The organism is Aquirhabdus parva, from assembly GCF_003351745.1.
GTDB classification, from domain to species: domain Bacteria; phylum Pseudomonadota; class Gammaproteobacteria; order Pseudomonadales; family Moraxellaceae; genus Aquirhabdus; species Aquirhabdus parva.
In genome coordinates this window covers 1,588,954-1,615,790 of sequence record NZ_CP031222.1, presented here as the reverse complement: position 1 = coordinate 1,615,790, position 26,837 = coordinate 1,588,954, and the positions used below count along the sequence as shown (strand labels likewise).

The 26,837-nt window shown below is 43.1% G+C and carries 23 protein-coding genes; 15 read left to right on the top strand and 8 right to left on the bottom strand.

Annotation, left to right across the window (positions count from 1 at the left end; all coding sequences use genetic code 11):
* Positions 1 to 128: 128 nt before the first annotated feature.
* The 8 genes from HYN46_RS07220 to HYN46_RS07185 all read left to right on the top strand — a co-directional run bounded on the left by HYN46_RS07220 (position 129) and on the right by HYN46_RS07185 (position 9,434).
* Entirely contained in the window at positions 129 to 1,382 is a 1,254-nt protein-coding gene (locus tag HYN46_RS07220) for a putative 2-aminoethylphosphonate ABC transporter ATP-binding protein (RefSeq protein ID WP_162818110.1), read from the top strand.
* Positions 1,376 to 3,085: a putative 2-aminoethylphosphonate ABC transporter permease subunit gene (locus HYN46_RS07215; RefSeq protein WP_114898745.1), complete on the top strand. Its 1,710-nt coding sequence runs from the start codon at positions 1,376 to 1,378 to the stop codon at positions 3,083 to 3,085. Before HYN46_RS07220 ends, HYN46_RS07215 begins: the two co-directional genes overlap by 7 nt.
* A gap of 261 nt (positions 3,086 to 3,346) precedes the next feature.
* A complete protein-coding gene (locus tag HYN46_RS07210; protein WP_114898744.1) occupies positions 3,347 to 4,519 on the top strand; it encodes an OprO/OprP family phosphate-selective porin in 1,173 nt (390 codons plus the stop codon).
* Between the two features lie 87 nt (positions 4,520 to 4,606).
* Positions 4,607 to 5,770 (top strand): TIGR03364 family FAD-dependent oxidoreductase, encoded by a 1,164-nt coding sequence (locus HYN46_RS07205; protein WP_114898743.1) that lies wholly within the window; start codon positions 4,607 to 4,609, stop codon positions 5,768 to 5,770.
* 172 nt (positions 5,771 to 5,942) lie between these two features.
* Entirely contained in the window at positions 5,943 to 7,082 is a 1,140-nt protein-coding gene (phnW, locus tag HYN46_RS07200; protein WP_114898742.1) for a 2-aminoethylphosphonate--pyruvate transaminase, read from the top strand.
* A complete protein-coding gene (locus HYN46_RS07195) occupies positions 7,079 to 7,669 on the top strand; it encodes an HD domain-containing protein (protein WP_162818109.1) in 591 nt (196 codons plus the stop codon). The genes phnW and HYN46_RS07195 overlap by 4 nt, the downstream gene beginning before the upstream one ends.
* Positions 7,670 to 7,709: 40 nt before the next feature.
* Entirely contained in the window at positions 7,710 to 8,540 is an 831-nt protein-coding gene (gene phnX / locus HYN46_RS07190; protein WP_114898740.1) for a phosphonoacetaldehyde hydrolase, read from the top strand.
* The gene (locus tag HYN46_RS07185) at positions 8,541 to 9,434 is read left to right on the top strand and encodes an EamA family transporter (protein WP_114898739.1); all 894 of its coding nucleotides are present in this window, start codon (positions 8,541 to 8,543) and stop codon (positions 9,432 to 9,434) included.
* 65 nt (positions 9,435 to 9,499) lie between these two features.
* Here HYN46_RS07185 and argJ read toward each other — a convergent pair whose 3' ends face one another.
* Positions 9,500 to 10,720, bottom strand: coding sequence for a bifunctional glutamate N-acetyltransferase/amino-acid acetyltransferase ArgJ (gene argJ, locus HYN46_RS07180; protein WP_114898738.1), 1,221 nt, complete (start codon positions 10,718 to 10,720; stop codon positions 9,500 to 9,502).
* Positions 10,721 to 11,045: 325 nt separating this feature from the next.
* On the opposite strand from argJ, the gene HYN46_RS07175 reads away from it, so the two are divergent.
* Positions 11,046 to 12,752: an FMN-binding glutamate synthase family protein gene (locus tag HYN46_RS07175; RefSeq protein ID WP_114898737.1), complete on the top strand. Its 1,707-nt coding sequence runs from the start codon at positions 11,046 to 11,048 to the stop codon at positions 12,750 to 12,752.
* Between the two features lie 84 nt (positions 12,753 to 12,836).
* On the opposite strand, the gene HYN46_RS07170 is transcribed toward HYN46_RS07175, so the two are convergent.
* On the bottom strand, positions 12,837 to 13,178 hold the full coding sequence (locus tag HYN46_RS07170; protein WP_162818108.1) for a YXWGXW repeat-containing protein: 342 nt from the start codon (positions 13,176 to 13,178) through the stop codon (positions 12,837 to 12,839).
* Between the two features lie 315 nt (positions 13,179 to 13,493).
* Entirely contained in the window at positions 13,494 to 14,111 is a 618-nt protein-coding gene (gene thrH / locus HYN46_RS07165) for a bifunctional phosphoserine phosphatase/homoserine phosphotransferase ThrH (RefSeq protein ID WP_114898735.1), read from the bottom strand.
* 274 nt (positions 14,112 to 14,385) lie between these two features.
* On the opposite strand from thrH, the gene HYN46_RS07160 reads away from it, so the two are divergent.
* Positions 14,386 to 15,126 carry a phosphoadenylyl-sulfate reductase gene (locus HYN46_RS07160; RefSeq protein ID WP_114898734.1) on the top strand — a complete coding sequence of 247 codons (741 nt, stop codon included), beginning with the start codon at positions 14,386 to 14,388 and terminating at the stop codon, positions 15,124 to 15,126.
* Between the two features lie 70 nt (positions 15,127 to 15,196).
* Here the strand turns inward: HYN46_RS07160 and HYN46_RS07155 are convergent, their stop codons facing one another.
* Together HYN46_RS07155 and HYN46_RS07150 are read right to left on the bottom strand one after the other, a co-directional pair.
* Positions 15,197 to 15,547 (bottom strand): type II toxin-antitoxin system PemK/MazF family toxin, encoded by a 351-nt coding sequence (locus HYN46_RS07155; protein WP_114898733.1) that lies wholly within the window; start codon positions 15,545 to 15,547, stop codon positions 15,197 to 15,199.
* Positions 15,544 to 15,750 (bottom strand): antitoxin MazE family protein, encoded by a 207-nt coding sequence (locus HYN46_RS07150; protein WP_228254917.1) that lies wholly within the window; start codon positions 15,748 to 15,750, stop codon positions 15,544 to 15,546. Before HYN46_RS07150 ends, HYN46_RS07155 begins: the two co-directional genes overlap by 4 nt.
* A 533-nt stretch (positions 15,751 to 16,283) precedes the next feature.
* Between HYN46_RS07150 and HYN46_RS07145 the strand changes: the two genes are divergently transcribed.
* Positions 16,284 to 16,796, top strand: coding sequence for an OsmC family protein (locus tag HYN46_RS07145; protein ID WP_114898731.1), 513 nt, complete (start codon positions 16,284 to 16,286; stop codon positions 16,794 to 16,796).
* 98 nt (positions 16,797 to 16,894) lie between these two features.
* On the opposite strand, the gene HYN46_RS07140 is transcribed toward HYN46_RS07145, so the two are convergent.
* Positions 16,895 to 18,931, bottom strand: a complete 2,037-nt coding sequence (locus HYN46_RS07140; protein ID WP_407640775.1) for an oxidoreductase — start codon at positions 18,929 to 18,931, stop codon at positions 16,895 to 16,897.
* A 561-nt stretch (positions 18,932 to 19,492) separates the two neighbouring features.
* On the opposite strand from HYN46_RS07140, the gene HYN46_RS07135 reads away from it, so the two are divergent.
* The gene (locus HYN46_RS07135) at positions 19,493 to 20,821 is read left to right on the top strand and encodes an OmpP1/FadL family transporter (RefSeq protein WP_114898730.1); all 1,329 of its coding nucleotides are present in this window, start codon (positions 19,493 to 19,495) and stop codon (positions 20,819 to 20,821) included.
* Positions 20,822 to 20,947: 126 nt separating this feature from the next.
* On the opposite strand, the gene HYN46_RS07130 is transcribed toward HYN46_RS07135, so the two are convergent.
* The gene (locus HYN46_RS07130; protein ID WP_114898729.1) at positions 20,948 to 23,122 is read right to left on the bottom strand and encodes a malate synthase G; all 2,175 of its coding nucleotides are present in this window, start codon (positions 23,120 to 23,122) and stop codon (positions 20,948 to 20,950) included.
* A 189-nt stretch (positions 23,123 to 23,311) separates the two neighbouring features.
* Entirely contained in the window at positions 23,312 to 23,950 is a 639-nt protein-coding gene (locus tag HYN46_RS07125; protein WP_114898728.1) for an HD domain-containing protein, read from the bottom strand.
* 124 nt (positions 23,951 to 24,074) lie between these two features.
* Here HYN46_RS07125 and HYN46_RS07120 point away from each other — a divergent pair, with 124 nt between their 5' ends.
* From HYN46_RS07120 to HYN46_RS07110, 3 genes are all read left to right on the top strand, one after another.
* Positions 24,075 to 24,596, top strand: coding sequence for a GNAT family N-acetyltransferase (locus HYN46_RS07120; RefSeq protein ID WP_114898727.1), 522 nt, complete (start codon positions 24,075 to 24,077; stop codon positions 24,594 to 24,596).
* 138 nt (positions 24,597 to 24,734) lie between these two features.
* Positions 24,735 to 25,937: a formate-dependent phosphoribosylglycinamide formyltransferase gene (gene purT / locus HYN46_RS07115; RefSeq protein WP_114898726.1), complete on the top strand. Its 1,203-nt coding sequence runs from the start codon at positions 24,735 to 24,737 to the stop codon at positions 25,935 to 25,937.
* 68 nt (positions 25,938 to 26,005) lie between these two features.
* A complete protein-coding gene (locus HYN46_RS07110; RefSeq protein ID WP_114898725.1) occupies positions 26,006 to 26,779 on the top strand; it encodes a lysophospholipid acyltransferase family protein in 774 nt (257 codons plus the stop codon).
* The last annotated feature ends 58 nt before the right edge of the window (positions 26,780 to 26,837 follow it).

Genomic DNA, 26,837 nt, shown 5'->3' with positions numbered 1-26,837 from the left:
TTAAACTCAAAGCACAGTTGAGTATGTCCATTTTTTCAGCTGTGTTCTTTTTAAATCTTTTTTAGAAGATAGTTGGCTCATTATTTGTAAGACCATAAGGTCGAAGGGTGGATAATATGGTGGACACAATGAAAAAAAACTCAACGGGTGAGCCGGAACAAACACAGCCCGAGATCCAATCCACAGAGATTCATGCCAGGTTATTTGATCACCCTATGCCTGATTTGAGCACATTAGTCTCTCACCACAATGCCATACCCTCAAATCTACAACGCCATCAAGCTGCATTAGAAATCCGTGGTGTACAAAAGCGATTTAAACACTTTACTGCGCTGAATCATATTGATTTAGAGCTTCGCAAAGGTGAGCTGCTCTGCTTCCTGGGTCCTTCGGGTTGCGGTAAAACAACCTTACTCCGCCTGATAGCAGGTCTTGATCAGATCGATCAGGGGCAAATCTTTAAAAATGGTGAGGATATCAGTTACCTCAAAACCGAAAAGCGGCGCTGTGGAATAGTCTTTCAGAATTACGCGCTATTTCCTAATTTGAGCATAGCCGAAAATATCGCCTATGGACTTATCGGTAAGCGTTGGAGTAAGTCGTTGCGCCAATCCCGTGTGGCTGAACTACTCGCTTTAGTCGGACTAACGGGATCGGAACAAAAGTACCCACTCCAGTTGTCTGGTGGCCAACAACAACGCGTCGCCCTGGCTCGTGCCATAGCACCCGAGCCAGATATTCTCTTACTGGATGAACCTTTATCCGCACTTGATGCACGAGTTCGACTGCATTTGCGTCAGGAAATTCGCTCATTACAACAACGTTTACACATGCCAACGATTCTGGTTACACACGATCAAGAGGAAGCATTAACGATGGCTGATCGCATTGTGGTGATGAACCATGGTGTTATTGAACAGGTTGGTACACCAGAAGATATTTATCATCATCCTAAAACTCGCTTTGTTGCAAATTTTATTGGGCAAATGAATTTTTTACCCGCCAAAGTATTATCTGGGACGGAATTATTGGTTGCAGGGCACTTACGTCTATCACTTCGTCAGTCGGTTGATCTTCCTGTCAATACTGAAGTCGAAATTGGCTTCCGTCCTGAAGCCGCATCACTGGTTCATTCAAACGCAGTTGAACAACAAACAATCATTTTATCGGTACATTTGACTGCAAAAGAATTCTTAGGCGCCCAAACACGTTTAACGGTGGCAATTCGGGGTCAACAAACTGGTGGCACAAGGCCAACGGAGTATTTAATACAGATAGACACAACGCATCATCATGCCGGTCGTCTCTCCGATCTCGTGCACATTTCACTTGATGAAACCCAACTCCACGTCTTTGATCAGGCAGGAAAAACATTATGCTAAATCCTGCTTTGTCACCCAACGATCAAACGCTGAAGCAAAGACGAAAATTTACTCTGTCATTACCATCTGCGGTATTGATGAGCCAATGTCTGATCTTGACCATACTGGTTCTTTTCCCATTAATTATGCTTTTTTTCAAAGCATTATTTGATAGAAATGACGAGTATGTCGGACTCAATAATTTTACGCTTTATTTTTCTAATCCTGCATTGACCAGTTCGATTGTTCATTCATTAGTCATTGCATTGACTGCAACGATGATCACCTTGATCATCGCAACTATCTACGCTTATGCAATTACAACTAGTCGTATTCCTTTTAAGGGTTTCTTTCGGCTTATTGCACTCTTACCCATTCTTGCCCCATCGTTATTACCTGCAATAGCATTGGTTTATCTCTTTGGTCACCAAGGCATGCTTAAATCTTGGCTTGGGACTGCAGAGATTTATGGTCCCATCGGAATTCTGATGGGCTACTGTTTCTGGTTGTTTCCATCCGTACTTATGATTATGGTTCCAGCATTCCGCGGCCTAGATGCTCGTTTATTTGAAGCCAGCCGTAGTTTGGGTGCAGGAGCGATTCGAACGCATATCAAAGTCATGTTTCCGGCCATTCGCTATGGACTCCTCAGCGCAACAATGGTGGCATTTACCTATGTTTTGACTGATTTCGGTATTCCTAAAGTCATTGGTGGTTCGTACAACATGATGGCTTTGGATGTGTACAAACAGATTATTGGCCAGCAGAATTTTAGTATGGGGGCCGTCGTATCCTTGATGCTGCTGGTGCCTGCACTGCTCGCTTTTGTCATTGATCGTGTTCAAAAGCAATCCCAAGAACGTCTTCAACAGCAAGAAGCACGTCCGTATCAAGCTAAGAAAGACCCGTGGCAAACAGTAGTCCTATTGGTTTTTTGCTCTGGTGTAGCTCTATGTCTACTAGCGATCGTAGGTACGGCAGTATTTGCATCATTTGCCAAGTACTGGCCCTATGATTTGAGCATGGGCCTCATGCATTACCATTTTGAGTTTGTTGATGGTGGTGGTTGGAAGTCCTATTTCAACTCACTCAAACTCGCCTGTTTAGTGACAATCATTGGTACAGTCTTTGTCTTTATCGCGGCGTTTAGTAGTCAGCGATTAAAAGGGCTCGTATTACTGAAGAATTTGCTCCAAGGATTAGCATTATTGCCGATGGCAATTCCTGGATTAGTATTAGGTATTGCTTATATCTTCTTCTTTAATCATCCGAATAATCCGCTTAATTTCTTATATGGCACTCTGACTATATTAGTTTTATCAACCATTGTTCATTATTACACGGTTCCCCATTTGACGGCGCTAACAGCACTAAAGCAGTTGCCTATTCAGTTGGATAGTGCCGCAATTTCATTAGGTGTCTCCGTCCCGACCACATTCTGGCGAGTCTATTTACCGGTATGTTTACCTGCGATTCTGGATATTTCGGTTTATTTCTTCGTTAATGCCATGACCACTGTTTCGGCTGCAATATTTTTATACTCTCCCGATACTACTCTCGCCTCAGTTGCTATTTTAAATATGGATGATGCCGGTGATACCGCGCCTGCTGCTGCAATGGGTGTGCTGATTCTAGCAACATCTTTGGTTGTTAAAGTTCTACATTGGCTCATCACGAGTCAACTCTTAAAACGCACCCAACGTTGGCGTCAAGAGGATGGATAAGTTTTTAAACAGTTTCTAATGAAGATGCTTCATACATCTAGCGTCATTTAAGTTTCCAGACCCTCGTTTTATTCAATTTTTTCGAGTCATCGAAAGAAGTGGTTTTTTACGCCTAAAAGAAAGTTTTGGGCATCCAGTGTTGTAGATGTTGTATTTGTTTTTGTTTTTTAGTGATCCATGTTTTTTTATTCAAAAATTTAGGGGAATGTTGTGGAAAAACTTTTTAATTTAAACGTGCTAGCAATATCGATCTGTCTGGGGATGACAGTTTCTACGGCTACTGCGGGGGTAGTATCAACCGAAGGTCCAGACATCATCCTTAAAACAGATGGTGGATTTGGAGCCAGAACTGCAGATGGTCAATTCAGCTTTGATGTAACGGGGCGCCTCAATTTAGATACGTCTTATTCAAATGGCGTACTCAATAATGCAACTCAAAATAAATCACGTACAGATACATACATCCGCCGAGGCTATTTTGGTGTGACCGGAACAGCGTATAAGGACTGGTACTTTGAAGCAGTCATGAATGGTACTGGCGATCAAGGTGACGGTGCGCATTTTGAGTGGGATACCTTCTACTTGAAATATACAGGATGGAATCTAGCCGATATTACTTTGGGTCGTGCTGTACGCCCATTTGGCTTAGAGCAGTCAACTAGTTCAGGGGCAATTTCTACAATTGAACGTGCGGCAATCTGGGATCTGACCAATGCCGGTGATACCGAGTCTAGCCAACAGTTTGAACTCAGTAATGGCAACAAAAACATGAGTTGGGGTGTTTCTATCTATGATAACGGTAATACCAGTCCATCCAAGAACTCGCGCTATGGCTATGATGGCCGCTTCACTTATGCGCCTATCGCAGAAAAAACTGAAGTATTACATTTAGGCGTTTCACTCGACGATGCCAACATCAATACCAGTAGTCTGAGTGCAAAAAGTACACTGGGTGCCAAAAAATCTGATGGTGTGGTTTTTGCCACCGGTAACTTTGATTCAGATCGTTCCGGCGTACTTGAAGCGGCTTACATGAATGGTCCTTTCTCTATTCAAAGCGAGTACCTGCGTCGAAACTTAGGCAGTGCTGATGCTAAAACTGTTGATGCCAAAGTATCGTCATACTATGTCATGGGCACATACACCCTCACGGGTGAGTCCCGTGGCTATAAGGCTAAAGCAGGTAAGTTTACCAATATCAGCCCTGTTAACTCATATGGTGCATGGGAACTTGTTGCACGTTATCAGCATGTCACTGGTGATCAAGGGATCAGCAAAGAGGCCAATATATACCTATTGGGGATCAATTGGTACGCCAATAAAAACGTCAAAGCGATGTTTAACATTCAGGACATTACTACTGACAACATCGCAAAACCAGGAATGGATGAAACTGGTAAATCTGCGGCCTTCCGTCTGCAATACAACTTCTAAGAGATCCTCTTTGTAAGCCCCTTCACTGGGCAAATGATTACATGTCTATTTGCCCAGCATTTTTTATCATATTTGAGTATTTTTGCAATGAGTTCACCTTCTGAACGATTAGCCGATTTATTGATTGTCGGTGCTGGGATTTTAGGTTTATCTGCAGCAATTCAAGCTGCAAATGCTGGTTTACGTGTCATCATCTTTGAAAGAAATGTTTCGCCTGTGGGTGCGACTAGGCGTAACTTTGGGATGATTGGTACGTCCACACTCACCCATCCCAGTGGCATCTGGCGCCAATATGCTCTCGAATCGCGAAAGTTTTATCAAGAGATTCAAGCTGAAACCAATATTTCATTTCAGCAACGCGACGGTTTATACCTCGCCAATACCGATGAAGAATGGCAAGTCCTACAAGAATTTGCGAATATCTCGCCAGACCATGCGATTCCAAGTCAATTACTCAGCAATGAGCATCTTGCAGAAGATTATCAATATCTCGATGCAGATCGGTTAAAAGGTGGGTTATTGCTGTCTGAAGATTATTCAGTTGAACCAGGCCAGATCGGTCATTCACTTCTTAATGTCGCACGTGCACATCACAACATCCGTGTTTTAACTCAATCCTGTGTCACTCAAGTAAAAAGTGCTGAGAATCATGTTTCGCTGAAACTCGCAGACGGGCAATATTTCTCTGCAAAAAAAATGTTGATCACCCATGGTGACGTCACCGACATTCTTTACCCGGATGTGCTCAAGCAGGCAGGCTTGAAGCGATGTACGCTGCAAATGGCTAAGACATTACCCTTTCATCAATCATTAAATGCCTCTTTATATTCAGGCTTATCGATACGCCGTTATCCAGCATTTGAAATTTGTCCTAGTTTCAACACGCTAACAAAGGCACAAGTACCAGAAATCGTGGATGCCTATGGCATTCATATTCTAATTAAGCAGACTGCTGATGGCGGCTTAATCATTGGCGATAGCCATGAATACCATTCGTTAGATGAGCCTCCACAATTCCATCAACGAGAAACACTGAATAGATTCATTTTGGACTACTGTCATGATCAATTAGGCATAAAACTACCAGCAATCCAAGAACGCTGGAATGGCTATTATCTGACACATCCGACAGAGCTGGTATTCGTAGCTGAACCCGACCCCAATATACACATCATTAGTACGATTGCTGGAAAAGGCATGACAACAGGACCTGGTTTTATGATTAATTTCATTAAAAACAGTATTTTATAAATGATATTTGAATAATTTTTATGCAAATTTTCATAAATATTTAATACTCTATTTCATTCAATCTGGTTTATACCAGATTGAATTTGTGCTAAATTACGTTAATCAATCATGCCAATAAAAGTATTTTTTATTCGATTTACACAGCGTGCTTATTTCTAAGGTGTTTTGATCTATGGCTACTCTTGATTTACCAACAAACCCTTATTTATTACTTACCCCAGGGCCGTTATCAACATCGGCAACGGTGAAAGCAGCCATGCGCCGTGATTGGTGCACATGGGATGCTGAATATAACAACCTCATTCAAGACATCCGTACCAGACTTGTCGCATTAGCAACATCCAAAATTACTGACTACACAGCAGTATTGATGCAAGGTAGTGGCAGCTTTTCTGTGGAATCAGTCCTAGGTTCAGTTGTGCCCCATTCTGGTCGTCTATTGATTATTGCCAATGGCGCATATGGCGAACGCATGGTGCAAATGGCAACCCGCATGCAAATCGCCATCTCGGTACTTCGCGTGTCTGAACTTGATCGTCCAACGCCTGAATTAGTTGCCGAACGCTTATTGCAAGAATCAGACATTACACATGTTGCTTGTGTCCATTGTGAGACAACAACTGGAATGCTGAATCCTGTGCAAGAAATTGGCAGTGTCGTTAAAGACGCAGGAAAAATTTGGATCGTAGATGCAATGAGCTCATTTGCGGGTCTGCCAATTGATGTTGCCAATTGGGATATCGATTTTTTGATCTCTAGTGCCAATAAATGCATTCAAGGGGTGCCGGGTTTTGGTTTCGTCATTGCAAAACGTACTGCATTGCTAGAATGTGCTGGCATTGCGCGTTCAGTCAGTTTGGACCTTTTTGATCAATGGCAAACTATGGAACAACAGAATGGCAAGTGGCGCTTCACATCGCCAACCCACGTGGTACATGCCTTTTATCAAGCGATGCTTGAACTGGAGCAAGAAGGTGGTATTGCAGCTCGACATACTAGATATCAGGAAAATCAACACTTACTTGTTGATGGCATGCTGGCTTTAGGATTCAAACTCGTCGTTGAAAACCTAGCATGGCACTCTCCGATCATCACCACGTTTCGATATCCTGAGATTGAAAATTTTTCATTTAGTCATCTCTATGAACAGCTCAAGACTCATGGTTTTGTCATTTATCCTGGCAAAGTGACGGATCTGGATTGTTTCCGTATTGGTAATATTGGTGAGGTTTATGCCGCAGACATAGAACGTTTGCTCGTGGCAATGAAAAAAGTATGCCTAGAATTCAAAATGGATCCTGTTTCAGCATGAACTCAACATCTGAACAAATGTTTGCAAGGCCTGCGCTAATTGATGCTTGGCTCGACCTGCTTTTCTTGTTGATGCAAACTCGTGGAATTGCACACTATGGCGAGGGCGTCAGCCAATTAGATCATATGTTGCAAAGCGCCCAACTCGCTAAGGATCGGGACTACTCCGAACATTTGGTTGCAGCCGCATTGCTCCATGATATCGGTCACTTATTGGGAGATGAACCGGAAGATGCGGCCACACAAGGTATTGATACTAAACATGAACAACGTGGTTCGGCATGGTTAGCCCAAGTTTTCCCTGAATCAGTATATGTCCCCATTGCACTCCATGTCGCAGTCAAGCGCTATCTCTGCACAGTAGATTCCAATTACCACGCAAACTTAAGTCATGCATCTCGCCTAAGTTTATCTCTCCAAGGTGGACCAATGAATTCAGAGCAGGTGAAGGCATTTGAGAACTCACGTTGGTTTAAAGATGCGATGGCATTACGCTCGCTTGATGATCATGCCAAGCAAACCAATGCAAGACCCTCTGATCTTCAGAGCTATCGACTACTTCTGAAGAAAATCATCCTGAATCAATGAATTTAAATTCAATCAACCGCTTAATAAACTTGAGGTTTATATGTCTTATCGTTATCACCGCCAGTACACTGGTTCGCTGCAAGCGATTGTTTTTGATTGGGCCGGCACGACTGTAGATTTTGGATCACGTGCCCCAATTCTCGCATTTATGGCGTTATTTGAAGAAAACGCTGTACCGATTACTGAGCAAGAAGCGCGTGCACCAATGGGTCTGGAAAAGCGTGAACATGTTGCGGCTTTGCTGGCGATGCCGCGCATAGCTGCTGAGTGGCAAAAGCATTATGACCAAGCATCTACAACAACAGATATCGATCGTCTTTATCATGATTTCATTCCCTATCAATTAAAATCAATCCCCCGATGTGCTCAGTTATTACCAGGCGCATTGGAAACTTTTGCTGAAATTCGCACACGAGGCTATAAAATCGGCAGTAATACAGGGTACGCTCGGATTATGCTTGATGCGCTATTACCAGAAGCCAGTAAGCAAGGGTTCACCCCAGATGCAACTGTCACTGCCAGCGATGTTGAGAGGGGGCGCCCATACCCAGATATGCTATGGAAAAATCTGATGGCACTAGGTGTACAGAATATTGCATCAGTCGTTAAAGTGGATGATACACCTGTCGGTATTGAAGAAGGTCTAAATGCAGGATGTTGGACCGTCGGTGTGGCGATTAGTGGTAATGAGGTCGGTTTGAGTTTAGAGGCATGGTCAATCCTACCCACTGAAGAGCAAGAACAATATCGCTCTAAAGCGTATGAAAAGCTTGCAGCTTCCGGAGCCCACTACGTTATCGATAGCATTGCTGATTTGATTCCCGTATTAGATGATATTGAATGTCGTTTGGCGATTGGAGAGAAACCATAAATGTCATTAATAGCGCTATTGCTCCTCACCCTTTCAGCAGTAGCGCATGCTTCTTGGAATCTTTTTGGTAAGCGTGCTGGACAAGCTGGGGTTACATTCTACTCCCTGACAACTGTTGCTACAGCAACGGTTTCTCTGCCATTTTTGATTTATTTCGGCCGTTGGTTTATCGAGCTTCCATCTTTTTTTTGGCTACTTGTTTGTGCGACAGGAATTGCACAAGGTGTCTATTTTATTGGATTAGCAGGAACATATCAGCATGGTGCATTTGGACTAAGTTACCCGCTTGCTCGTGCATTACCTGTATTACTGGTTCCCTTAGGTAGTGCCATATTTCTAAACGGAGAACCAGATTCTATTGCAATTTGCGGTATGGTGATCGTGGTTATTGCGATGCTGAGCCTCGTCAGAATTCATCATTCGGAATCGAGTCAAGTGATCGCAATAGTCTATGCAGTAATCGCAGCATTGGGTACAGTCGCATATTCATTAATTGATTACCATGCCCTACAAAGACTACAAGGTTGGTATCCGCACGAGCCAAAGTGGCATCTGATGTTGTTTTATGCAAGCTGTGAAGCATGGGCAACGATGATTTTTCTTGCCTGTATCTTCTTTTCCAAAATTCAGCGCATTAAACTTAGAAACACTTATCAAATCCATGCCAAAACTGCTTTTTTGGCAGGTGTGATGATGTTTATCACTTATGCTTTAGTCCTTTTGAGCTATATGCTCGTGACAAATGTCAGCTACGCGGTAGCCTTTAGGCAGCTCAGCATTCCGATCGGTGTGTTTTTGGGCGTTGTTTTCTTACACGAAAAAATCAGTCTAAGGGGAGTGTTTTCGAATATATTCTTATTGCTTGGACTTGTCATGATTGTTATAAATAGCTAAAAAGATGACATAAAATAAATTTAATATACAAAAAAAGCCCTCAATTGAGGGCTTTTTTCTGATGATTAAGAACGGTAATCAGCGTTAATTTTCACATAGTCATATGAAAAATCACAGGTCCACACGGTATCCACAGCCTCTCCGCGACCTAGGCTAATGCGGATGCCAATTTCAGGCTGAGCCATAACGGCTGCTCCAGCTGCTTCGGTGTACTCCGGGTTTGCACCGCCATCTTTCACGATCTGTACATCATCCAAAAATACTTGCACATTGGATACATCAAGACTGTTCACACCCGCATTACCTATCGCACAAACAATGCGGCCCCAGTTTGGGTCAGAAGCAAAGAATGCTGTTTTAATGAGTGGTGAATGCGCCACACGGTATGCAACATCACAGCACTCTTGAGTATTCGCGCCGCCTTCAACGCGTACAGTCATGAACTTGGTTGCCCCCTCTCCATCGCGCACAATCAGTTGTGCTAAGCGTAAGAATACACGATTAAAGGCAGCCTCAAAGTCACTATAGCGGTTATCAGTCACTGATGACAAAACATCGCCACCAGCTTTCCCTGTTGCGACCAATACACAGGCATCATTGGTTGATGTATCACCATCAATGGTAATACGGTTAAAGGACTGGTTGACTGCATTGGTCAAGAGTGTTTGTAATACATCACGTGCAATCGGTGCATCAGTTGCGACAAAGCTCAGCATCGTTGCCATATTGGGGCGGATCATGCCTGCGCCTTTGCTAATACCAGTAATGGTGTAGGTATCGCCATTTAGCATGAGAATTTCGCTGGCACCTTTCGGTAAGGTATCCGTCGTCATGATGCCATGTGCAGCTTCGGTCCATGCATTTTCATCGAGGGCTTTCAAAGCAGCCGGTAAGCCTGCAACTAAACGATCAATCGGAAGTTGCTCTCCAATGACGCCCGTAGAAAAAGGTAAGATTTGATTGCTTTGGGTTTGTGTTAATGCCGCAAGTGCTTCACATGATGCATTTGCATTTTTTAGACCCTGTGGCCCCGTTCCCGCATTGGCATTGCCAGTATTAATCACTAAATAACGAGGACTATTAAGACCTAAATGCTCACGAGCCACGAGTACAGGGGCTGCACAAAATGAGTTTTGAGTAAACACAGCAGCAGTGGTTGAGCCTTCTGCAAGTTCAAAGACAACCAGATCGCGACGGTTTTGATAGCGGATATAGCTTTCAGCTATCCCGATGCGAACACCTTGAACAGGTTGCATTACCGGCATCTGTAAATCGCCAACTGCCATGATATTTTCCTTTATGTATTGAACAATGAAAAAGAGAGATATGACCTTAAAAAATCGATCTCTCAAAAGTGTTGATATTATGCAGTAGATTTTACTTCACTGGCAGAGGTTCATATCATTGATGATTAATTAAATACAGGAATGAAACAATAAAAAGATAGATTGTCGCTGTTGTTTTGCAAAGCGTTCCAGTTGCATAAAGTCACTGAATTCTGCTAGCGCTTTTTCATTTTAGTTTGGCATACTTAGGCACGTTTTCCTCGGTCAAGATACTACTCCAAAGCACCAGCCACACTATTGCCAGAATACATGCAGGATTAGAGTTATGACGGACAAAAAAATCGCAGAGCATCAAATTTCTCCAACACACAAAACCAGAGCATCTCCCATCGCCCGCTATGCAGTCTGGATTATTTTTACCCTTTTCACAATCCTATGCATTTATGAACATGTTTGGTGGTTAGCGTTAATCACAGGCGCATTTGTTGTACTGGGATTTCGTGATCGCTTTCAAAGTCATCACGCAATCTTGCGTAATTACCCGATAATTGGGCATATGCGATTTCTATTCGAAGAATTCCGACCAGAAATTCGTCAATATTTCATTGAGAGTGATACTGACGAATTGCCCTTTTCCCGTGATCAGCGCTCACTCGTCTATCAACGCGCGAAGAAAGAAAATGATACTCGTGCTTTTGGCACCATCAGTAACTTATACGAAGGCGGCAGCGAATGGATGACACAATCTATTGGCGCCATGACGTTAAAAGATCATGATTTCCGTATCGTAATAGGCGGCAAAGACTGCTTACAACCCTACTCCTGTTCTGTGTTCAATATATCAGCCATGAGCTTTGGTGCTCTCTCAGCCAATGCTATTCGCGCTTTGAATCGAGGGGCCGAACTTGGCAACTTTTATCATGACACTGGTGAGGGCTCGATGAGCCCTTATCACCTTGAGTCAAAAGGTGACATTGTCTGGGAAATCGCCTCAGGCTATTTCGGTTGTCGAACTTTAGAGGGTAAATTTGACCCTGAAGAATTCCAAAGTAAAGCGACCAACCCACAAGTTAAAATGATTGAGATCAAAATCAGTCAAGGTGCGAAGCCTGGACTTGGAGGTCTTCTCCCCGCAGGTAAAGTCACGCCAGAAATTGCACGAACGCGGGGGATTCCTGTTGCACAAGATTGTGTCTCGCCCCCAGCGCATACCGCGTTCACCACGCCTCGAGAGCTCATTACTTTTATTAAACAATTACGCGATCTTTCAGGGGGTAAACCCGTCGGTTTTAAATTGTGCATTGGACATCCGTGGGAATTTATGGCCATAGTAAAAGCCATGCTGCTCACCGATACTTATCCAGACTTTATTGTTGTAGATGGTGCTGAAGGCGGTACTGGCGCCGCGGATGTTGAATTCATGGATCATATCGGTATGCCACTGCGTGATGGCTTTTTGATGGTGCATAACACGCTAGTAGGCGCAGGGATTCGTGACAAAATTCGGGTCGGCGTTAGTGGCAAAATTATCAGCGGTTTTGACGTTGCGCGTATGCTGGCTCTTGGTGCTGATTGGTGTAATAGCGCACGTGGCTTTATGTTTGCTCTAGGCTGTATTCAATCTCGCTCGTGTAATACAGATCGCTGCCCCACTGGCGTGGCAACCCAAGATCCTTATCGCCAACAAGCATTGGTTGTTCCCGATAAAGCACAGCGTGTCAAAAATTTCCATGAAGGCACACTTGCTGCACTTGCAGAAATTATGGGCGCTGTCGGTGTGACTCATCCTGATGATTTGGAACCTTACCATGTGATTAGGCGTGGACCCGATGGACAGATTAGACTGTTCTCAAAGCACTATTATTTCTTAAAAGAGAGTAGCCTGATTACTGGTGAAGAGCAGTCTGATGTGTATACTCAATTGTGGGCAATGGCCAATCCTGACACGTTTAATCCCAATGCCGGCTATTTAATTCCTCATGGTACTGAATCGCCAGCAACTCAGCGGGTTGAGTTGGTTAGTCATTCATAAAATCTTATTAAGTCTCTCCCTCAATCAAAAAAGTGCATTATCAAAATGCACTTTTTTATTTTAAGTCCGAAAAACTTTAGAGGTTTAGCGTCTCGCCCAACCGCCTCTGTGGAAGTGGTATCGACCGCCACCATCACGTCCCCAACTGGGCTGATGATAGAAATAGCCTGGACGACCATGCTCATAACGGCCTGGTATCCAAGTATGTCGCCCGCCCGACCATCCCCAATATCCACCAATCCAAATGGCGCCTGGATAAGGGACCGTAGGGATGACTTCGGTGTAAGGGGGTGGAGGTGCTGCATCTACAACAATATCATCCGTAGTTTGGTATGCGTACCTAGGATATGGAGCAACAACGCAGGCTGATAGGCTGAGCGCGCCGGCAGCACTGGCGGCCATTAATACTAATTTGAGATTGTTCATATAAAGCCCCTCGACTTTAGAAAATGCATCATCGACATTGTTCCGCACTAATTTTTAACTCATTCAAATGAATGGCTAGAGCAATGCCAAATGTTCCTGAAAAAAGTATGAACCCTCATAAAAAGAATTGCTGTAACTTGTATTTGTATGTTGTGCAACAACATATCTGCAATGTGAAGAAAAGACTGCAATTGTGAATAATACTCCCCTTTTGTGTAATGCATTTTTCTTGATTTTGATCTCTCACCATGAGTACCGATCATAAAAAAGCCAGCATTTAAATGCTGGCTTTTTAAATCAAAAACACAAGGGAAATTAATTTGGGATATCGCGTTGTGAAACTTCACGAATTTTTTGTTTTAAGGCTTCATAACCATGCAGCGCTTCAAATTGCGGAAATTCCGCAATCACGTTTGCGGGTGCATCAAATAAGAACCCATGGTCAGCCTCACCGAGCATTGTTGTATCATTGTACGAGTCACCCGCAGCAATCACGCGAAAGTTCAGGCCATGCAATGCTTTAACGGCTTGGCGCTTCTGATCAGGTTGACGAAGTTTATAGTCGGTAATCATGCCATTGGCATCAGACTCTAATTTATGACAGAAAATGGTTGGCCAGCCCAATTGACGCATTAAAGGATGCGCAAACTCATAGAAGGTATCAGACAAGATAATCAATTGAAAATGAGTACGCACCCATTCTACAAACTCACGCGCGCCTTCAAAGGGTCCCATATCTGCAATGACAGCTTGGATATCAGGTAAACCCAAATTGTGTTCGCGCAGAATGCGTAAGCGCTGAGTCATCAATACATCGTAATCAGGAATATCACGAGTTGTGGCTTCTAATTCCTTGATACCAACTTTTTTTGCGAAATTAATCCAAATTTCTGGAACCAACACCCCTTCCAAATCTAAACAGACCAATTCCATGCCGCACTCCCCTTTAAACAAATGATGAATGTATCGAATGAAGTAAAATATGGGCGCACTCTACAATGGATTGAATCATTCGTCCATGCACCTCAGCACATTCGTATTAAAATAGCGCTCATCTGTAGTAATTAGGGATATTCATATATTGATTTGGACACCAAACTCATCCCATTACGAGACGATCTTCACGATAGCTCTGTCAGTTTTGCCTGTGATTGAGTAGAATATATGCCTTGAAAATTATCACCCAAGCCAGCCGCTAGGAGCCTCCATGAGTGCTGTAATTCCAACCATCGATCAAGTGGCCGCACTTGCTCAAGAATACAATGATCAGTCACCACAAAAAATCGTAGAACTCGCATTAAGCCAAGAAGGTGAAATCGCGATTTCATTTAGCGGTGCTGAAGATGTGGTGCTTATTGATATGGCACATCGCTCGGGCAAGCCATTTCGTGTATTCAGTTTGGACACCGGGCGCTTACATGTCGAAACTTACCAATACCTCGAAACTGTGCGTAAGCATTACGGCATCACCATTGAAATTTGCTTCCCTGAGCCTGGACCCGTCCAAGCCATGGTGAATGCAAAAGGCTTATTTAGTTTTTATGTCGATGACCATAAAGAATGCTGCGGCGTACGTAAGATTCAGCCTTTGCGTAAAAAACTCGCAACGCTAGATGGTTGGATTACAGGCCAGCGCAAAGATCAAAGTCCTGGCACACGTTCAGAAGTTCCGGTGATTCAACCTGATCCAGGCTTTAGCGGTGAAGGTAAATCACTGATTAAATATAATCCCCTTGCCAACTGGACCAGTGCTGAAGTGTGGAACTATATTCGTATGATGGAAATTCCATACAATCCATTGCACGAACGTGGTTTTATTTCTATCGGATGCGAACCATGCACGCGCCCAGTGCTACCAAACCAGCATGAGCGTGAAGGCCGCTGGTGGTGGGAAGAAGCAACTAAAAAAGAATGTGGTCTGCATGCTGGGAACATTGAAGGCAAATAAAATTCTTTGCAGAACAAAAAAAGCCGCATTTAAATAATGCGGTTTTTTAATTTGAAACTTATAAAATGCTTCAAGCAAATCCTAAGAAAACGATCAACGCGCGATCGACCGCTTGTAGAATATCAGGATCCAACTGCCCTACAACCTCTCCAATCTTATCTCGAGAAAGGGTCTGTGGCTTATCTACCATAACTTGCGAAGCTTGGAGTAAGCCATTTAACTCACTCGGCTCAACATGAACGCGAAACAAAGGAGCCTCAAGTCGCTCGTCAGTAATCGGTAAGATGACGATTGAAGGGTGTACAGAAAACAAATTCGACTGTATGACAAGCGCTGGGCGACGTACTCGGTAATCCCCTTGTACTGCTACGGTGACGATATCACCACGCTTAAAAGTCGATTCGACTAGTTCACTGGTCAATGCCAGCCCTCCTGATCACCAAACACATCTAGCCAGCCTGCAACCTCGCGTTCAAGCGCGGCACCCTGAATAGACAGCGATTGACGACGACACTCCTCAGCAAAACCTTTCTGCCGAGTATCTGCCACCCATATCTGTACGGGGCGTAGCCCTGATGCACGCAGAGCCTCCCGATGTTTTTGCACTCTTTCAGCAACACTCATGCGCATAACCGCATCGCTCTTTGAATCCTTTAGATCCTATTTATAAAACAAATTTAAGTTGCATGCAACAAATTTGCACTCGAAACCACAATGTTTCATGTATCTAAATCAAAAAAAAGTTTCATGAAACTAAAAAATAATTTGAGTAGCACAGTTACATGATTTCAAAATAATCAATAAATTTATATGCTTAAATTAAATACATTAATTCCAAGCCTATTTTTAAGCTCATTATTCATCATATCAATAGTAACAGATTTAAATGATCATTCATCGGAGTGATAGTGGGAGTTAAGGTTCTCTTTAGGAAACATTTTGGAAACTAGATGAACAAATGCTTTGTCCTTTGTGGTTAAACCGATGGTTCTAGAGATTAGAAATTAATTTTATGTGCATATTTAAGATCTGGTTTTAAGTCAAAAAACATAGAGGATGATTTTAGATTTACTTATCGATTTTTGATGGTTCGTAGCTGCCCTTAATCCGAGTAGGATTTCGGTTAAGTTCTAGCCATCAACTAAGGATCATATGTAATGTCACTACGAGACATCATTTCGAATACCACCCGCACGCTATCTCAGAATCCGAATGCAGCCAAAGCAACCTTCGATGCCAGTCATGCATTAGTCGGAGTAACCGAAGTTTCTGTACAGGTAGGATCCGGTCATAAATTTACGGTTGATGAGCCCGAGGTTTTAGGGGGACAAAATCATGGCGCTAATCCGGTTGAACATGCACTTGCTGCACTCGGTTCATGTCAGGCGATTACTTATCGAATTTGGGCAACCAAACTTGGAATTCAAATCGACAAAGTTGAAGTTTCTGTAAAGGGAGATATTGATTTGCGGGGATTCTTTGGTGTCGATGAAAATGTACGTCCAGGTTTCGGCGCCATTCGTGTTCAAGTTAGATTGAGCGGTCCAGAGACTCAAGATCGTTATACTGAATTGACCGCTGCAGTTAATGCCCACTGTCCCGTTTTGGATCTTTTTGCGAATCAGGTTCCCATTGAACACCATTTGATCTCTGACGTGCAATTGCAATGAAACGGATTTATTTTCTAAAAAATATGAGGCTGTTCAATTTTTATAAATAAAAACGCCATCCTAAGATGGCGTTTAATTGGATCAGTTCAGTCAGTACGTCAGAGAATAGCAGCTAATTCTGCGCCATCTCGAATCGCACGTTTTGCATCAAGCTCTGCTGCAAGTTTTGCACCACCAATGATGTGATACTTTGCGCCAGTGACAACCCCTTCTTCAGGATATAGTCCTCGCACGGACTCTTGGCCCGCACAGACAACCACAGTATCAACGCGCAATAATTGCTGTTGACCATCAACAGTAACCCAAAGACCTTCAGTCGTAATCCGATCATATGACACACCGCGCATCATCCGCACACCGCCTTTTTTCACTGCAGCACGATGAACCCAGCCTGATGTTTTACCCAATCCAGCACCAACACTTGTAGTTTTACGTTGCAGCAAATAAATCTGGCGATAGGGTGTGTGCAATTGAGGTCGAACCAGTCCACCTTCGGTCGCATAGTTAGCGTCACTATCCACCCCCCATTCCTGCTGCCAATCTGCTAGGGGCTGAGGTTGCGGGGTTTCTGGATTACGCAATAAAAACTCACTTACGTCGAATCCGATACCACCGGCTCCAATCACAGCTACACGCATCCCAACTGGCGCGCCTCGCAAGACATCTGCATAGCTCAGCACTTGTGGCATGTCACTACCATCCAACTTTAACGGACGTGGGATAACGCCAGTGGCAATAATGACATCATCATAACCCTCACGCTCCAATTGCTCACGATTCACCTGAGTATTTAATCGCAGTTCAACACCAGTTTTGCTCAAACGCTTTTTAAAGTAACGAATCGTCTCATGGAACTCTTCCTTACCCGGCACAACTTTTGCCAAATTAAATTGACCACCAACATCCGCCTGTGCCTCAAATAATGTCACGGCATGACCACGACTCGCGGCAACTGTTGCGGCAGACATACCTGCAACACCACCACCGACTACTGCAATTCGACGTGGGCGTTTAGTTTTAATATAAACGAGTTCAGTTTCATAGCACGCTTGTGGGTTAACTAGGCATGAGGCGCGTTTATTGGAAAATGAGTGATCCAAGCAGGCTTGATTACAAGCGATACAAGTGTTGATCTCATCAACACGATTCGTTGCCGCTTTATTAACCCAATCCGGATCTGCCAAAAATGGACGCGCCATTTGTACCATATCTGCTTTGCCGCTGGCTAAAATTTCCTCGGCAACATCCGGCATATTAATCCGGTTAGAAGCGATGACGGGAATACCGACATGCTTACGCACATTCGCAGTCACATCAACAAAAGCTGCACGAGGAACAGAAGTCACGATTGTCGGAACACGTGCTTCATGCCAGCCAATGCCGCTGTTGAGCAATGTGATTCCAGCTTTTTCCAATGCCTGAGCAACTTGAACCACTTCATCCATGGTATTACCATCTTGAACAAAGTCGATCAATGATAATCGGAAGCAAATAATAAATTTTTCACCAACTTTTTCACGGATGGCTTTGACAATTTCAATAGGAAAACGCATCCGATTCTCAATATCGCCGCCCCATTGATCGGTGCGTTGATTTACATGGCGACTTAAAAATTGATTGATCAGATACCCTTCTGATCCCATGATTTCTACACCGTCATAACCTGCAAGCTTGGCAAGCTTGGCACAGTAAGCGTAGTCATGAATGGTAGACAAAATATTGCTATCGCTCATCTCACGTGGTTTAAACATCGAGATGGGTGATTTGATCGGACTGGATGACACCACGAAAGGTTGATAGCCGTAGCGTCCAGAGTGCAAAATCTGCATTAAAATTTTGCCGCCATGTTTATGCACTGCATGAGTGACCAAGCGATGATTCAATGCATCGGTCGGTGAGTTCATACTACCGCCAAATGGCAATAACCAACCTTGGCGATTAGGGGAGATCCCACCGGTGATAATTAGCCCAACGCCGCCTTTGGCACGCTCTCCAAAATAAGCAGCTAGTTTAGGATATTGGTAAAAACGATCCTCAAGCCCGGTGTGCATCGACCCCATCACTACACGGTTTCTAAGTTGAGTAAAACCGAGATCAAGCGGTTGCAACAAATGAGGAAACGCATTCACTTTCATATTTAAAACTCTTAAAAAAATTCAGAATCGAATATTTATCAATGCTTAGATCAAAACTTCTATACAGAATCTCTGTCGTTCATCGAAATTTAAACCTGGCTTTACCACTGAATTCATTGACATCTATATAGTTATCCGCGTTGTTGGTCTGCGAAAAATTTAACCTTATAGAGCTATCATTATATCTGGCAAGTTTAGGCATCTATCACTTGAATTGCCAGTGGCTTTGTACTTTGTTTTTTGGACATTTCAGGTCAATTGAGAATAAATTTTAAACAAAAAACTTCCGCAAATTAAATCCCTCATTTTGATCTAACAATTGTATGTTTTTTGTCGAATTTATATCGGATTGTGGATGTCGATAGTCATACTCTTTTTTTTAAAAAATTTATTTAAATAAAACAATATATTGTAAATTTATTTAATAATTTAAACAATTCTAGTCATCCGACAAATGGCTGTCGATTTATTTCAAATTGTGTTATTTTGTCTAACAATCTTGGTTAAGTCGCATGATGCGCACCAAAGACGAATCACATCCAGTAATAAAAGGAAATTACTATGCGTACAAAATCACTAACCGCACTCGCCGCTTCTATTGGTGTCATACTGGCCACTGGCAGCACGCAAGTCATGGCCCAAGGATTCGGACTGTATAATTCTGATGTTGCGACTATGGGATCTGCCTATGCAGGTAGTGCCTCAAACAGTGAAAACGCAACAGTGGTCCAAACCAATCCAGCAGCAATTTCTCGTCTTGAAGGTATCCAAGCATCTACTAATGCTACTTTGATTTTGGCAAATTCAGATATCAAGAACCCGGTTGGTTCTGCTCCAGGGACTAACAAAGGTGATATGGTTCCCCAAATTATAGTTGGTTCGACTTTCGTCACGGTTCCCCATGTTGGTTTAGAAAATTTATCACTAGGTTTTGGCGTTTATGCGCCTTTTGGTTTAAAAACCAACTATGAAGATACCTTCCAGGGTCGCTCTTTTGGCGATAAGAGTGTTGTTACCGTTGCGACATTCCAGCCTACTGTTGCATATGCCTTTGCACCAAACCTCTCCGTTGGTGCGGGTTTAACCATCAATCATATTAATGGTCTACTCTCCAGTGGCGTGAGTCCTGCAGTGCCTAATGCATCGACAGAACTTGCAGGAAGTGACAATGCACTTGGTTATAATGTTGGTGTGATGTTCTCTCCGATTAAAGATTTTGATCTGGGTTTAACTTATCACTCTAAGGTCGACTATAAATTAACAGGTTCATCTGAAGCGTTAAACTTACCCATTACCAATACGCCTTATACGTTCATGGCGCGCGGTGATGGAAGCTTAAAACTGACTACACCTGATAGCTTAGAGTTTGGTGCATCGTTTAAACTGATCCCAACGCTGGATGTTAAATTTGGCTATACCCGTACATGGTGGAGCACCATCAAGACTTTAACACCATCAAGTCATTTCACTTCTGCTGGTATCACACCTTCTGTTCCCCTACCGGCTGTTTATAGCGCCCAAATTGCCGCAACCTTAAATGGCAGTAACGCATCAGCCGAAGAGCTGAACTTTAAAGATACCAACATGTATAGCCTTGGTGCTGCATGGCAAGTTCATCCCAAAGTGACTTTACGTGCTGGTGTGGCTTTCGATGAAACCCCAATTCAAGACAAATACCGTAATGTGCGTTTGCCATTGGGTGATCGTACAATCTTTGCGGTTGGTGCAAATTATAAAATCACAGATAAAACCAATGTCGACTTTGGCTATAACTATCTGATGGAACAAGACGCTAAGATTAATCGCGCAGATGCGACCAAAGGTATCTACCAAGCGACTTTCCAAAACTCAGGAAACTTAGTCGCATTACAGCTCAATCATCAATTTTAATGGATTGAACGAGACATAAAAAAGGGCAATGAATGCCCTTTTTTTATGTCTCGTAAATTAATATTCATGTTAAAAAAAGCCCATTCAAAAGAATGGGCTTTTTTTTAGATATCCGATCCGCTGAGTTTATTTTCCAGCGCGTTGTGCAGCTTTGGCAGCTAAACGACTACGGTGCAAAACAGGCTCAGTATAACCATTAGGTTGAGCACATCCTTCAAGGATTAACTCACGCGCAGCTTGGTAGGCAATGGAAGTATCAAAGTTGCCAGCCATATTGCTATACAGTTTGTCACCCGCATTTTGCTTATCAACAACAGCAGCCATACGTTGTAATGTTTCTTCAACTTGAGCAGTTGTGATGATGCCGTGTTTCAACCAGTTTGCAACGTGTTGGCTTGAAATACGCAGAGTTGCACGATCTTCCATCAGACCGATGTCATGCAAGTCTGGAACTTTAGAGCAACCAACACCTTGGTCTACCCAACGCACGACATAGCCCAAGATACCTTGACAGTTATTATCAAGCTCTTGCTTGATGTCTTCTGCAGACCAATTTGTATCTGGAGCCAATGGGATTGTCAGGATATCATCGACATTTGCAGGAACGCGTTTCAGCAATTCTTTTTGTGTCGCGAACACATCAACTTCATGATAGTGCAGCGCATGTAAGGTTGCGCCAGTTGGCGATGGAACCCATGCAGTATTGGCCCCTGATTTAGGATGAGCGATTTTTTGTTTAATCATCTCAGCCATTAAGTCTGGCATTGCCCACATGCCTTTACCAATTTGTGCTTTACCAGACAGACCCGTTGCAAGACCTACATCAACGTTTTGGTTTTCGTAAGCGGCAATCCATGTCGATGTTTTCATGCTGTTTTTACGAATCATTGGACCAGCAAGCATCGAGGTGTGAATTTCATCACCAGTACGATCCATGAAGCCTGTGTTGATGAACATCACGCGATCTTTTGCAATACGGATCGATTCTTTCAAGTTAACTGAAGTGCGGCGCTCTTCGTCCATGATGCCTACCTTCAGCGTCAATGGGGCAAGACCAAGTACTTTTTCTACACGTTCAAACAGTTCAACGGTGAATGCAACTTCTTCAGGACCGTGCATTTTAGGCTTAACGATATAGACCGAACCAGTGCGTGAATTTTTTAAACGACCATTGCCTTTCAAATCATGGATAGCGATCAAGCTGGTAATTGCGGCATCCAAGATACCTTCAAATACATCTTCGCCATCAAAACGTGCAGCAGGGTTGGTCATTAAATGACCTACGTTGCGATTTAATAGCAACGAACGACCGTGCAAGCTAAAGTCTTTACCACTTGGGTCTTTAAATACTTTGTCACCATGCATTGTGCGTGTATGTGGCTTACCATCTTTTTCAAAGGTATCCGCAAGGTCACCCTTCATCAAACCTAGCCAGTTTTTGTAAACTTCAACCTTGTCTTCAGCATCTACAGCGGCAACAGAGTCTTCACAGTCTTGAATGGTGGTTAGAGCGGCTTCAAGCTCAACATTTTTAATGCCTGCCGGATCGGTTTTGCCGATTGGGCTTGCTGGATCGAACTGGATTTCAATATGAAGTCCGTTATTTTTTAATAAAATGCTGCTTGGCGCGGCGATATCACCAGCAAAACCAACATATTTAGCTGGATCTTTCAATGTGGTCGTTGAGCCATCTTTAAGAGTGACTTGCAATGCGCCATCAACCAAGCTGTATTTCACCGCATCAACATGGCTGCCAGTGACAAGTGCCGCAGCTTTATCTAAAAAGTTACGTGCAAATGCAATGACCAAGTTGCCACGAACTGGATTATAGCCTTTGCCTTTTTCCGCGCCATTATCAGATGGAATTGCATCTGTACCGTATAACGCATCATACAAGCTACCCCAACGTGAGTTAGCAGCATTCAGGGCATAACGCGCATTCTTAACAGGGACAACCAATTGTGGACCTGCAAGTGTTGCAATCTCTGAGTCAATATTTTGTGGGTTAACTGTGAAATCTTCGCCAACAGGCACGAGGTAGCCAATGTCTTGTAGGAATTGTTTATATTCTGCGAATGGTTTGTCTTTGCCACCATTTTGATAATAGGCATCGATCTTTGCTTGCAGATCATCACGTTTTGCAAGTAATGCTTTATTTTTTGGAGTCAAATCCGCGACAATTTGTTCTAGACCTGTCCAGAATCCTTCGCTGGTCACGCCGGTATTTGGCAATGCGTCCTGTTCGATAAAGTCGTATAACTCTTGGGCAACTTCAAGTTTGCCTTTTTGAACATATGTCATGGTCTGTCCTAATTTTGCTTCAGTGGTTGCGATTGAGCATCAAGCCGCGTCGTTTTTTTGAACGCAGCAGAAAAGAAAGGCTGTAATTATACTTTGTTATGAGGGAATTTGCAGCTTATACAAGTGTTAGTCCTCTGTGAAGATTAGTGAGTTGTTCACATTACTATTCATATGCTGGCGCTATGAACCTTATAGTTGCGATAACGCCCGTTTTAAATTTTCTCGAGCAAAATGTTCAAAATGAGTAAAGAAATATTCCGAATTAAATATTTGTGATCGAGCCAAAAAACCTCCTAAGACCTCTCGACGTTTTTCCTTAAAAATATCATCTGCAACCCATGCGTATTCCTGTCGAACTTGTCGATCATATTCATCAAAACGTTCCATGCTCTCACCAAGAATGGATAAATCAATATCCACCAGTACTTTCTCATCGTGCGTTTGAGGGAGCGCAGAATGCTGGGTTATCATGATCAAATCATAAATTCGATTACCTTCATCTACAGTACCACCTGCATCTAAAACACTCTTTTTCGCCCAATCTGCACTCATACGTTCATTATCATGGCCTTTCACATCATAGATGGCATCGTGAAACCAAAGTGCAACTTCGATTTCTCTTGGATGGTCACTTAGTTCAAACACGCGTTCAAACTTAGTTAAACACTCCATTAAATGTTGAAGCGTATGATAACTACGCTGACTTTCGCTATATGCCTTTAAAAGTTGAGTAAACAAGGAGTCAGATTGGTTCTGGCTAAACGGATAAGTCTGAAAAGAACGTCGCCATGACCGCTCTAACAGTTGCAAATTTTGCTCATCAATCATGACAGCTCCTGATGCCTTTCGTACTTGAGTGAAGGTTTAAACTGAATCACGGATTAATAACAGTGAGTTCATATTAACTGGTCTACAATTTATACACATCGATTTAGCTCAAAGAAATAAGATCATGACTGTTCAACATAAAACAATTCTTCAAATAACGCACGGTACGCCAGAACTAACTGAGCAACTTTCGGTTTTGCTCATTAACAGTGTTGAAAACGGTGCCTCTGTTGGTTTTCTTTCCCCTCTATCACCAGATACCGCACGCTTCTATTGGCAAAATACACTGAAAGGGCTAGGGTCTGATTTAATGTTATGGGTAGCGATGAGTGATGATCAAGTCGTTGGTTCCGTACAGCTTTCATTATCAACTAAAGAAAATGGGCAACATCGTGCTGAAGTGCAAAAGTTATTTGTGCTCAAGGCATATAGAGGTCAAGGCATTGCTAATCAACTGATGCAAGCATTAGAAAATACAGCAAAAGAACACGCTCGAACATTATTAGTTTTAGACACACAATTGGGTTCAGATGCGGAGAAGGTCTATCAGTGCTTGGGCTGGAAGCGTGTGGGTGAAATTCCTGGTTTTGCGGCTGATCCAAATGGTCAACTACGTGCAACTGCTTTTTACTACAAGACGCTTTAAAAAGCGTGATTAGAATATAGTTAATATTATTATCTACTTACAATATAAAAAACCATTCTAGCAAAATCTGTAATGTTTCAAAAAATGATAATCTGCTATTCTTATGTTTAGATTTTCGATTTTTAAATGAGACTTGCCATGACCGTTACCCTAGGAACCCCTCTTCAATCTTCTGCTTTTCGTGTATTGCTGTTAGGTTCTGGTGAGCTGGGCAAAGAAGTTGCAATTTCTTTACAGCGTCTTGGTGTGGAAGTTCATGCTGCAGATCGATATGCCGATGCTCCGGCCATGCAAGTTGCACATCAGTCTCATGTTCTGACGATGACAGATGCCGTAGCATTGAAAGCTTTAATCGAAAAGGTCAAACCCAATCTCATCGTTCCAGAGATTGAAGCCATTGCTACTGAAGTTTTATTAGAAGTTGAAGCCGCTGGGACGGCAACTGTCATCCCTTCGGCAAAAGCCGCAAATCTGACGATGAATCGCGAAGGGATTCGTAAACTGGCAGCAGAAAACTTAAGTCTACCAACCTCGTCTTACCGTTTTGCTGATAGCCTAGAAAGCTTCAAAGCGGCGTGTGACAATATTGGCTACCCCTGTTTTGTTAAGCCTGTTATGTCTTCTAGTGGGAAAGGTCAATCACGTGTAACGAGTTACGATCAAGTTGAAGCAGCATGGGCTTATGCAATGGAAGGTGGTCGCGTTAACTCTGGTAAAGTGATTGTTGAAGGCCAAATCAATTTTGACTTTGAGATCACCCTTCTCACAGTACGTGCAAAAAATCCTGAAACAGGCACTATTGAAACCCATTTTTGTGATGCTATCGGTCACCGTCAAGATGCAGGCGATTATGTCGAAAGCTGGCAGCCACAACCCATGACTGAAAAGGCGCTCATTGAAGCCAAGCGTATCGCAGATGTTGTAACAACTGCACTCGGTGGCTGTGGTTTGTTTGGTGTTGAACTTTTTGTCCGTGGCGACATGGTTTGGTTCAGCGAAGTATCACCACGCCCACACGATACTGGCCTCGTCACATTAGCCAGTCAATTTCAAAGTGAGTTTGAGTTGCATGCCCGTGCAATTTTAGGTTTGCCAGTTGACACCACACGCCATAGTGCTGCGGCTAGTGCTGTTATTTATGCAGGGCTTGAAGGTAAAAATCTAACTTTCACTGGAGTCGAAAAAGCGCTGAGCATTGCTGGTAGTGATTTACGTTTATTTGGTAAGCCTGAAGGTTTTGCGCGTCGTCGAGTTGGTGTCGCGACGGTTCGTGCTAAAGATACCGATACGGCTCGTCTACTTGCAAAACAATCTGCTGACTCTGTCAAGGTTGCTAATTAAGCCTTGTTGAAAATTGGCGTGAAGATGATTAAAGGTATTTGTCATTAAAACATGATAAGGCGCAAGAAATGGATAATTTGCTCAGCTTCACGCCGCCATCTCCTTCAAAAATAAAGCGACTCTCTCGTCCGCTGAACGCATGGTTTGCAACGACATTCAGTGGACTTGAACATCTGGATCGGATGAGACCTGCTCTCTATATCGGAAACCATACAATTATGGGTTACGATGTATCTTCACTGATCACGGGTCTATATCTCAAAAAGAATATCTATTTGCGGGGCGTAGGCGACCGAATCCATTTCCAAATCCCTTTTTGGGGAAACTTCTTACAGCGCTATGGGGCTTTTGAAGGCACTCGGGAATCCATTCATGAACTGATGCAGATGGGTGAGCATATTTTACTTTATCCTGGTGGAGGCCGTGAGGTACTTAAAAATAAAGGTGAAGCCTATCAACTTGTGTGGAAGAGTCGTTATGGTTTTATCGAGCTGGCACTGGCCCATGGATATGACATCATTCCTTTTGCCGCGATTGGTGGTGAAGAGTTAGTCGATATCAAATACGACTCTAATGATTTTAGAAAATCACTGCTGGGTAAAGGATTACAACGCGTTGGAATACTCCAGCGGATGCGTAATGGAGAGGCCTTTATTCCAATTACGACCGGATTTTTAGGAATTCCATTTATACCGAAACGTCATGCTCTACACTTCAAATTTTGTCCACGGATTGAAACCTATCAGATCCCAATTGAACAGCATGAGGCGGTCAAAGCTGAATTAAGGACACGGGTCGCCACCGCAATTGAAGAAGCACTTTCTCAAAAAACACATCTATAAAAAGAAAAATGCCTAGTATTTATAACCTAGGCATTTTCTAGAAAACTGAAAATATTTA

Bases quoted from the DNA above. Each gene is read 5' to 3' on its own strand.
- HYN46_RS07220 (WP_162818110.1), top strand. From the start codon at position 129: ATGAAAAAAAACTCAACGGGTGAGCCGGAACAAACACAGCCCGAGATC.
- HYN46_RS07215 (WP_114898745.1), top strand. From the start codon at position 1,376: ATGCTAAATCCTGCTTTGTCACCCAACGATCAAACGCTGAAGCAAAGA.
- HYN46_RS07210 (WP_114898744.1), top strand. From the start codon at position 3,347: ATGACAGTTTCTACGGCTACTGCGGGGGTAGTATCAACCGAAGGTCCA.
- HYN46_RS07205 (WP_114898743.1), top strand. From the start codon at position 4,607: ATGAGTTCACCTTCTGAACGATTAGCCGATTTATTGATTGTCGGTGCT.
- phnW (WP_114898742.1), top strand. From the start codon at position 5,943: ATGGCTACTCTTGATTTACCAACAAACCCTTATTTATTACTTACCCCA.
- HYN46_RS07195 (WP_162818109.1), top strand. From the start codon at position 7,079: ATGAACTCAACATCTGAACAAATGTTTGCAAGGCCTGCGCTAATTGAT.
- phnX (WP_114898740.1), top strand. From the start codon at position 7,710: ATGTCTTATCGTTATCACCGCCAGTACACTGGTTCGCTGCAAGCGATT.
- HYN46_RS07185 (WP_114898739.1), top strand. From the start codon at position 8,541: ATGTCATTAATAGCGCTATTGCTCCTCACCCTTTCAGCAGTAGCGCAT.
- argJ (WP_114898738.1), bottom strand. From the start codon at position 10,720: ATGGCAGTTGGCGATTTACAGATGCCGGTAATGCAACCTGTTCAAGGT.
- HYN46_RS07175 (WP_114898737.1), top strand. From the start codon at position 11,046: ATGACGGACAAAAAAATCGCAGAGCATCAAATTTCTCCAACACACAAA.
- HYN46_RS07170 (WP_162818108.1), bottom strand. From the start codon at position 13,178: ATGAACAATCTCAAATTAGTATTAATGGCCGCCAGTGCTGCCGGCGCG.
- thrH (WP_114898735.1), bottom strand. From the start codon at position 14,111: ATGGAATTGGTCTGTTTAGATTTGGAAGGGGTGTTGGTTCCAGAAATT.
- HYN46_RS07160 (WP_114898734.1), top strand. From the start codon at position 14,386: ATGAGTGCTGTAATTCCAACCATCGATCAAGTGGCCGCACTTGCTCAA.
- HYN46_RS07150 (WP_228254917.1), bottom strand. From the start codon at position 15,750: ATGAGTGTTGCTGAAAGAGTGCAAAAACATCGGGAGGCTCTGCGTGCA.
- HYN46_RS07145 (WP_114898731.1), top strand. From the start codon at position 16,284: ATGTCACTACGAGACATCATTTCGAATACCACCCGCACGCTATCTCAG.
- HYN46_RS07140 (WP_407640775.1), bottom strand. From the start codon at position 18,931: ATGAAAGTGAATGCGTTTCCTCATTTGTTGCAACCGCTTGATCTCGGT.
- HYN46_RS07135 (WP_114898730.1), top strand. From the start codon at position 19,493: ATGCGTACAAAATCACTAACCGCACTCGCCGCTTCTATTGGTGTCATA.
- HYN46_RS07130 (WP_114898729.1), bottom strand. From the start codon at position 23,122: ATGACATATGTTCAAAAAGGCAAACTTGAAGTTGCCCAAGAGTTATAC.
- HYN46_RS07125 (WP_114898728.1), bottom strand. From the start codon at position 23,950: ATGATTGATGAGCAAAATTTGCAACTGTTAGAGCGGTCATGGCGACGT.
- HYN46_RS07120 (WP_114898727.1), top strand. From the start codon at position 24,075: ATGACTGTTCAACATAAAACAATTCTTCAAATAACGCACGGTACGCCA.
- purT (WP_114898726.1), top strand. From the start codon at position 24,735: ATGACCGTTACCCTAGGAACCCCTCTTCAATCTTCTGCTTTTCGTGTA.
- HYN46_RS07110 (WP_114898725.1), top strand. From the start codon at position 26,006: ATGGATAATTTGCTCAGCTTCACGCCGCCATCTCCTTCAAAAATAAAG.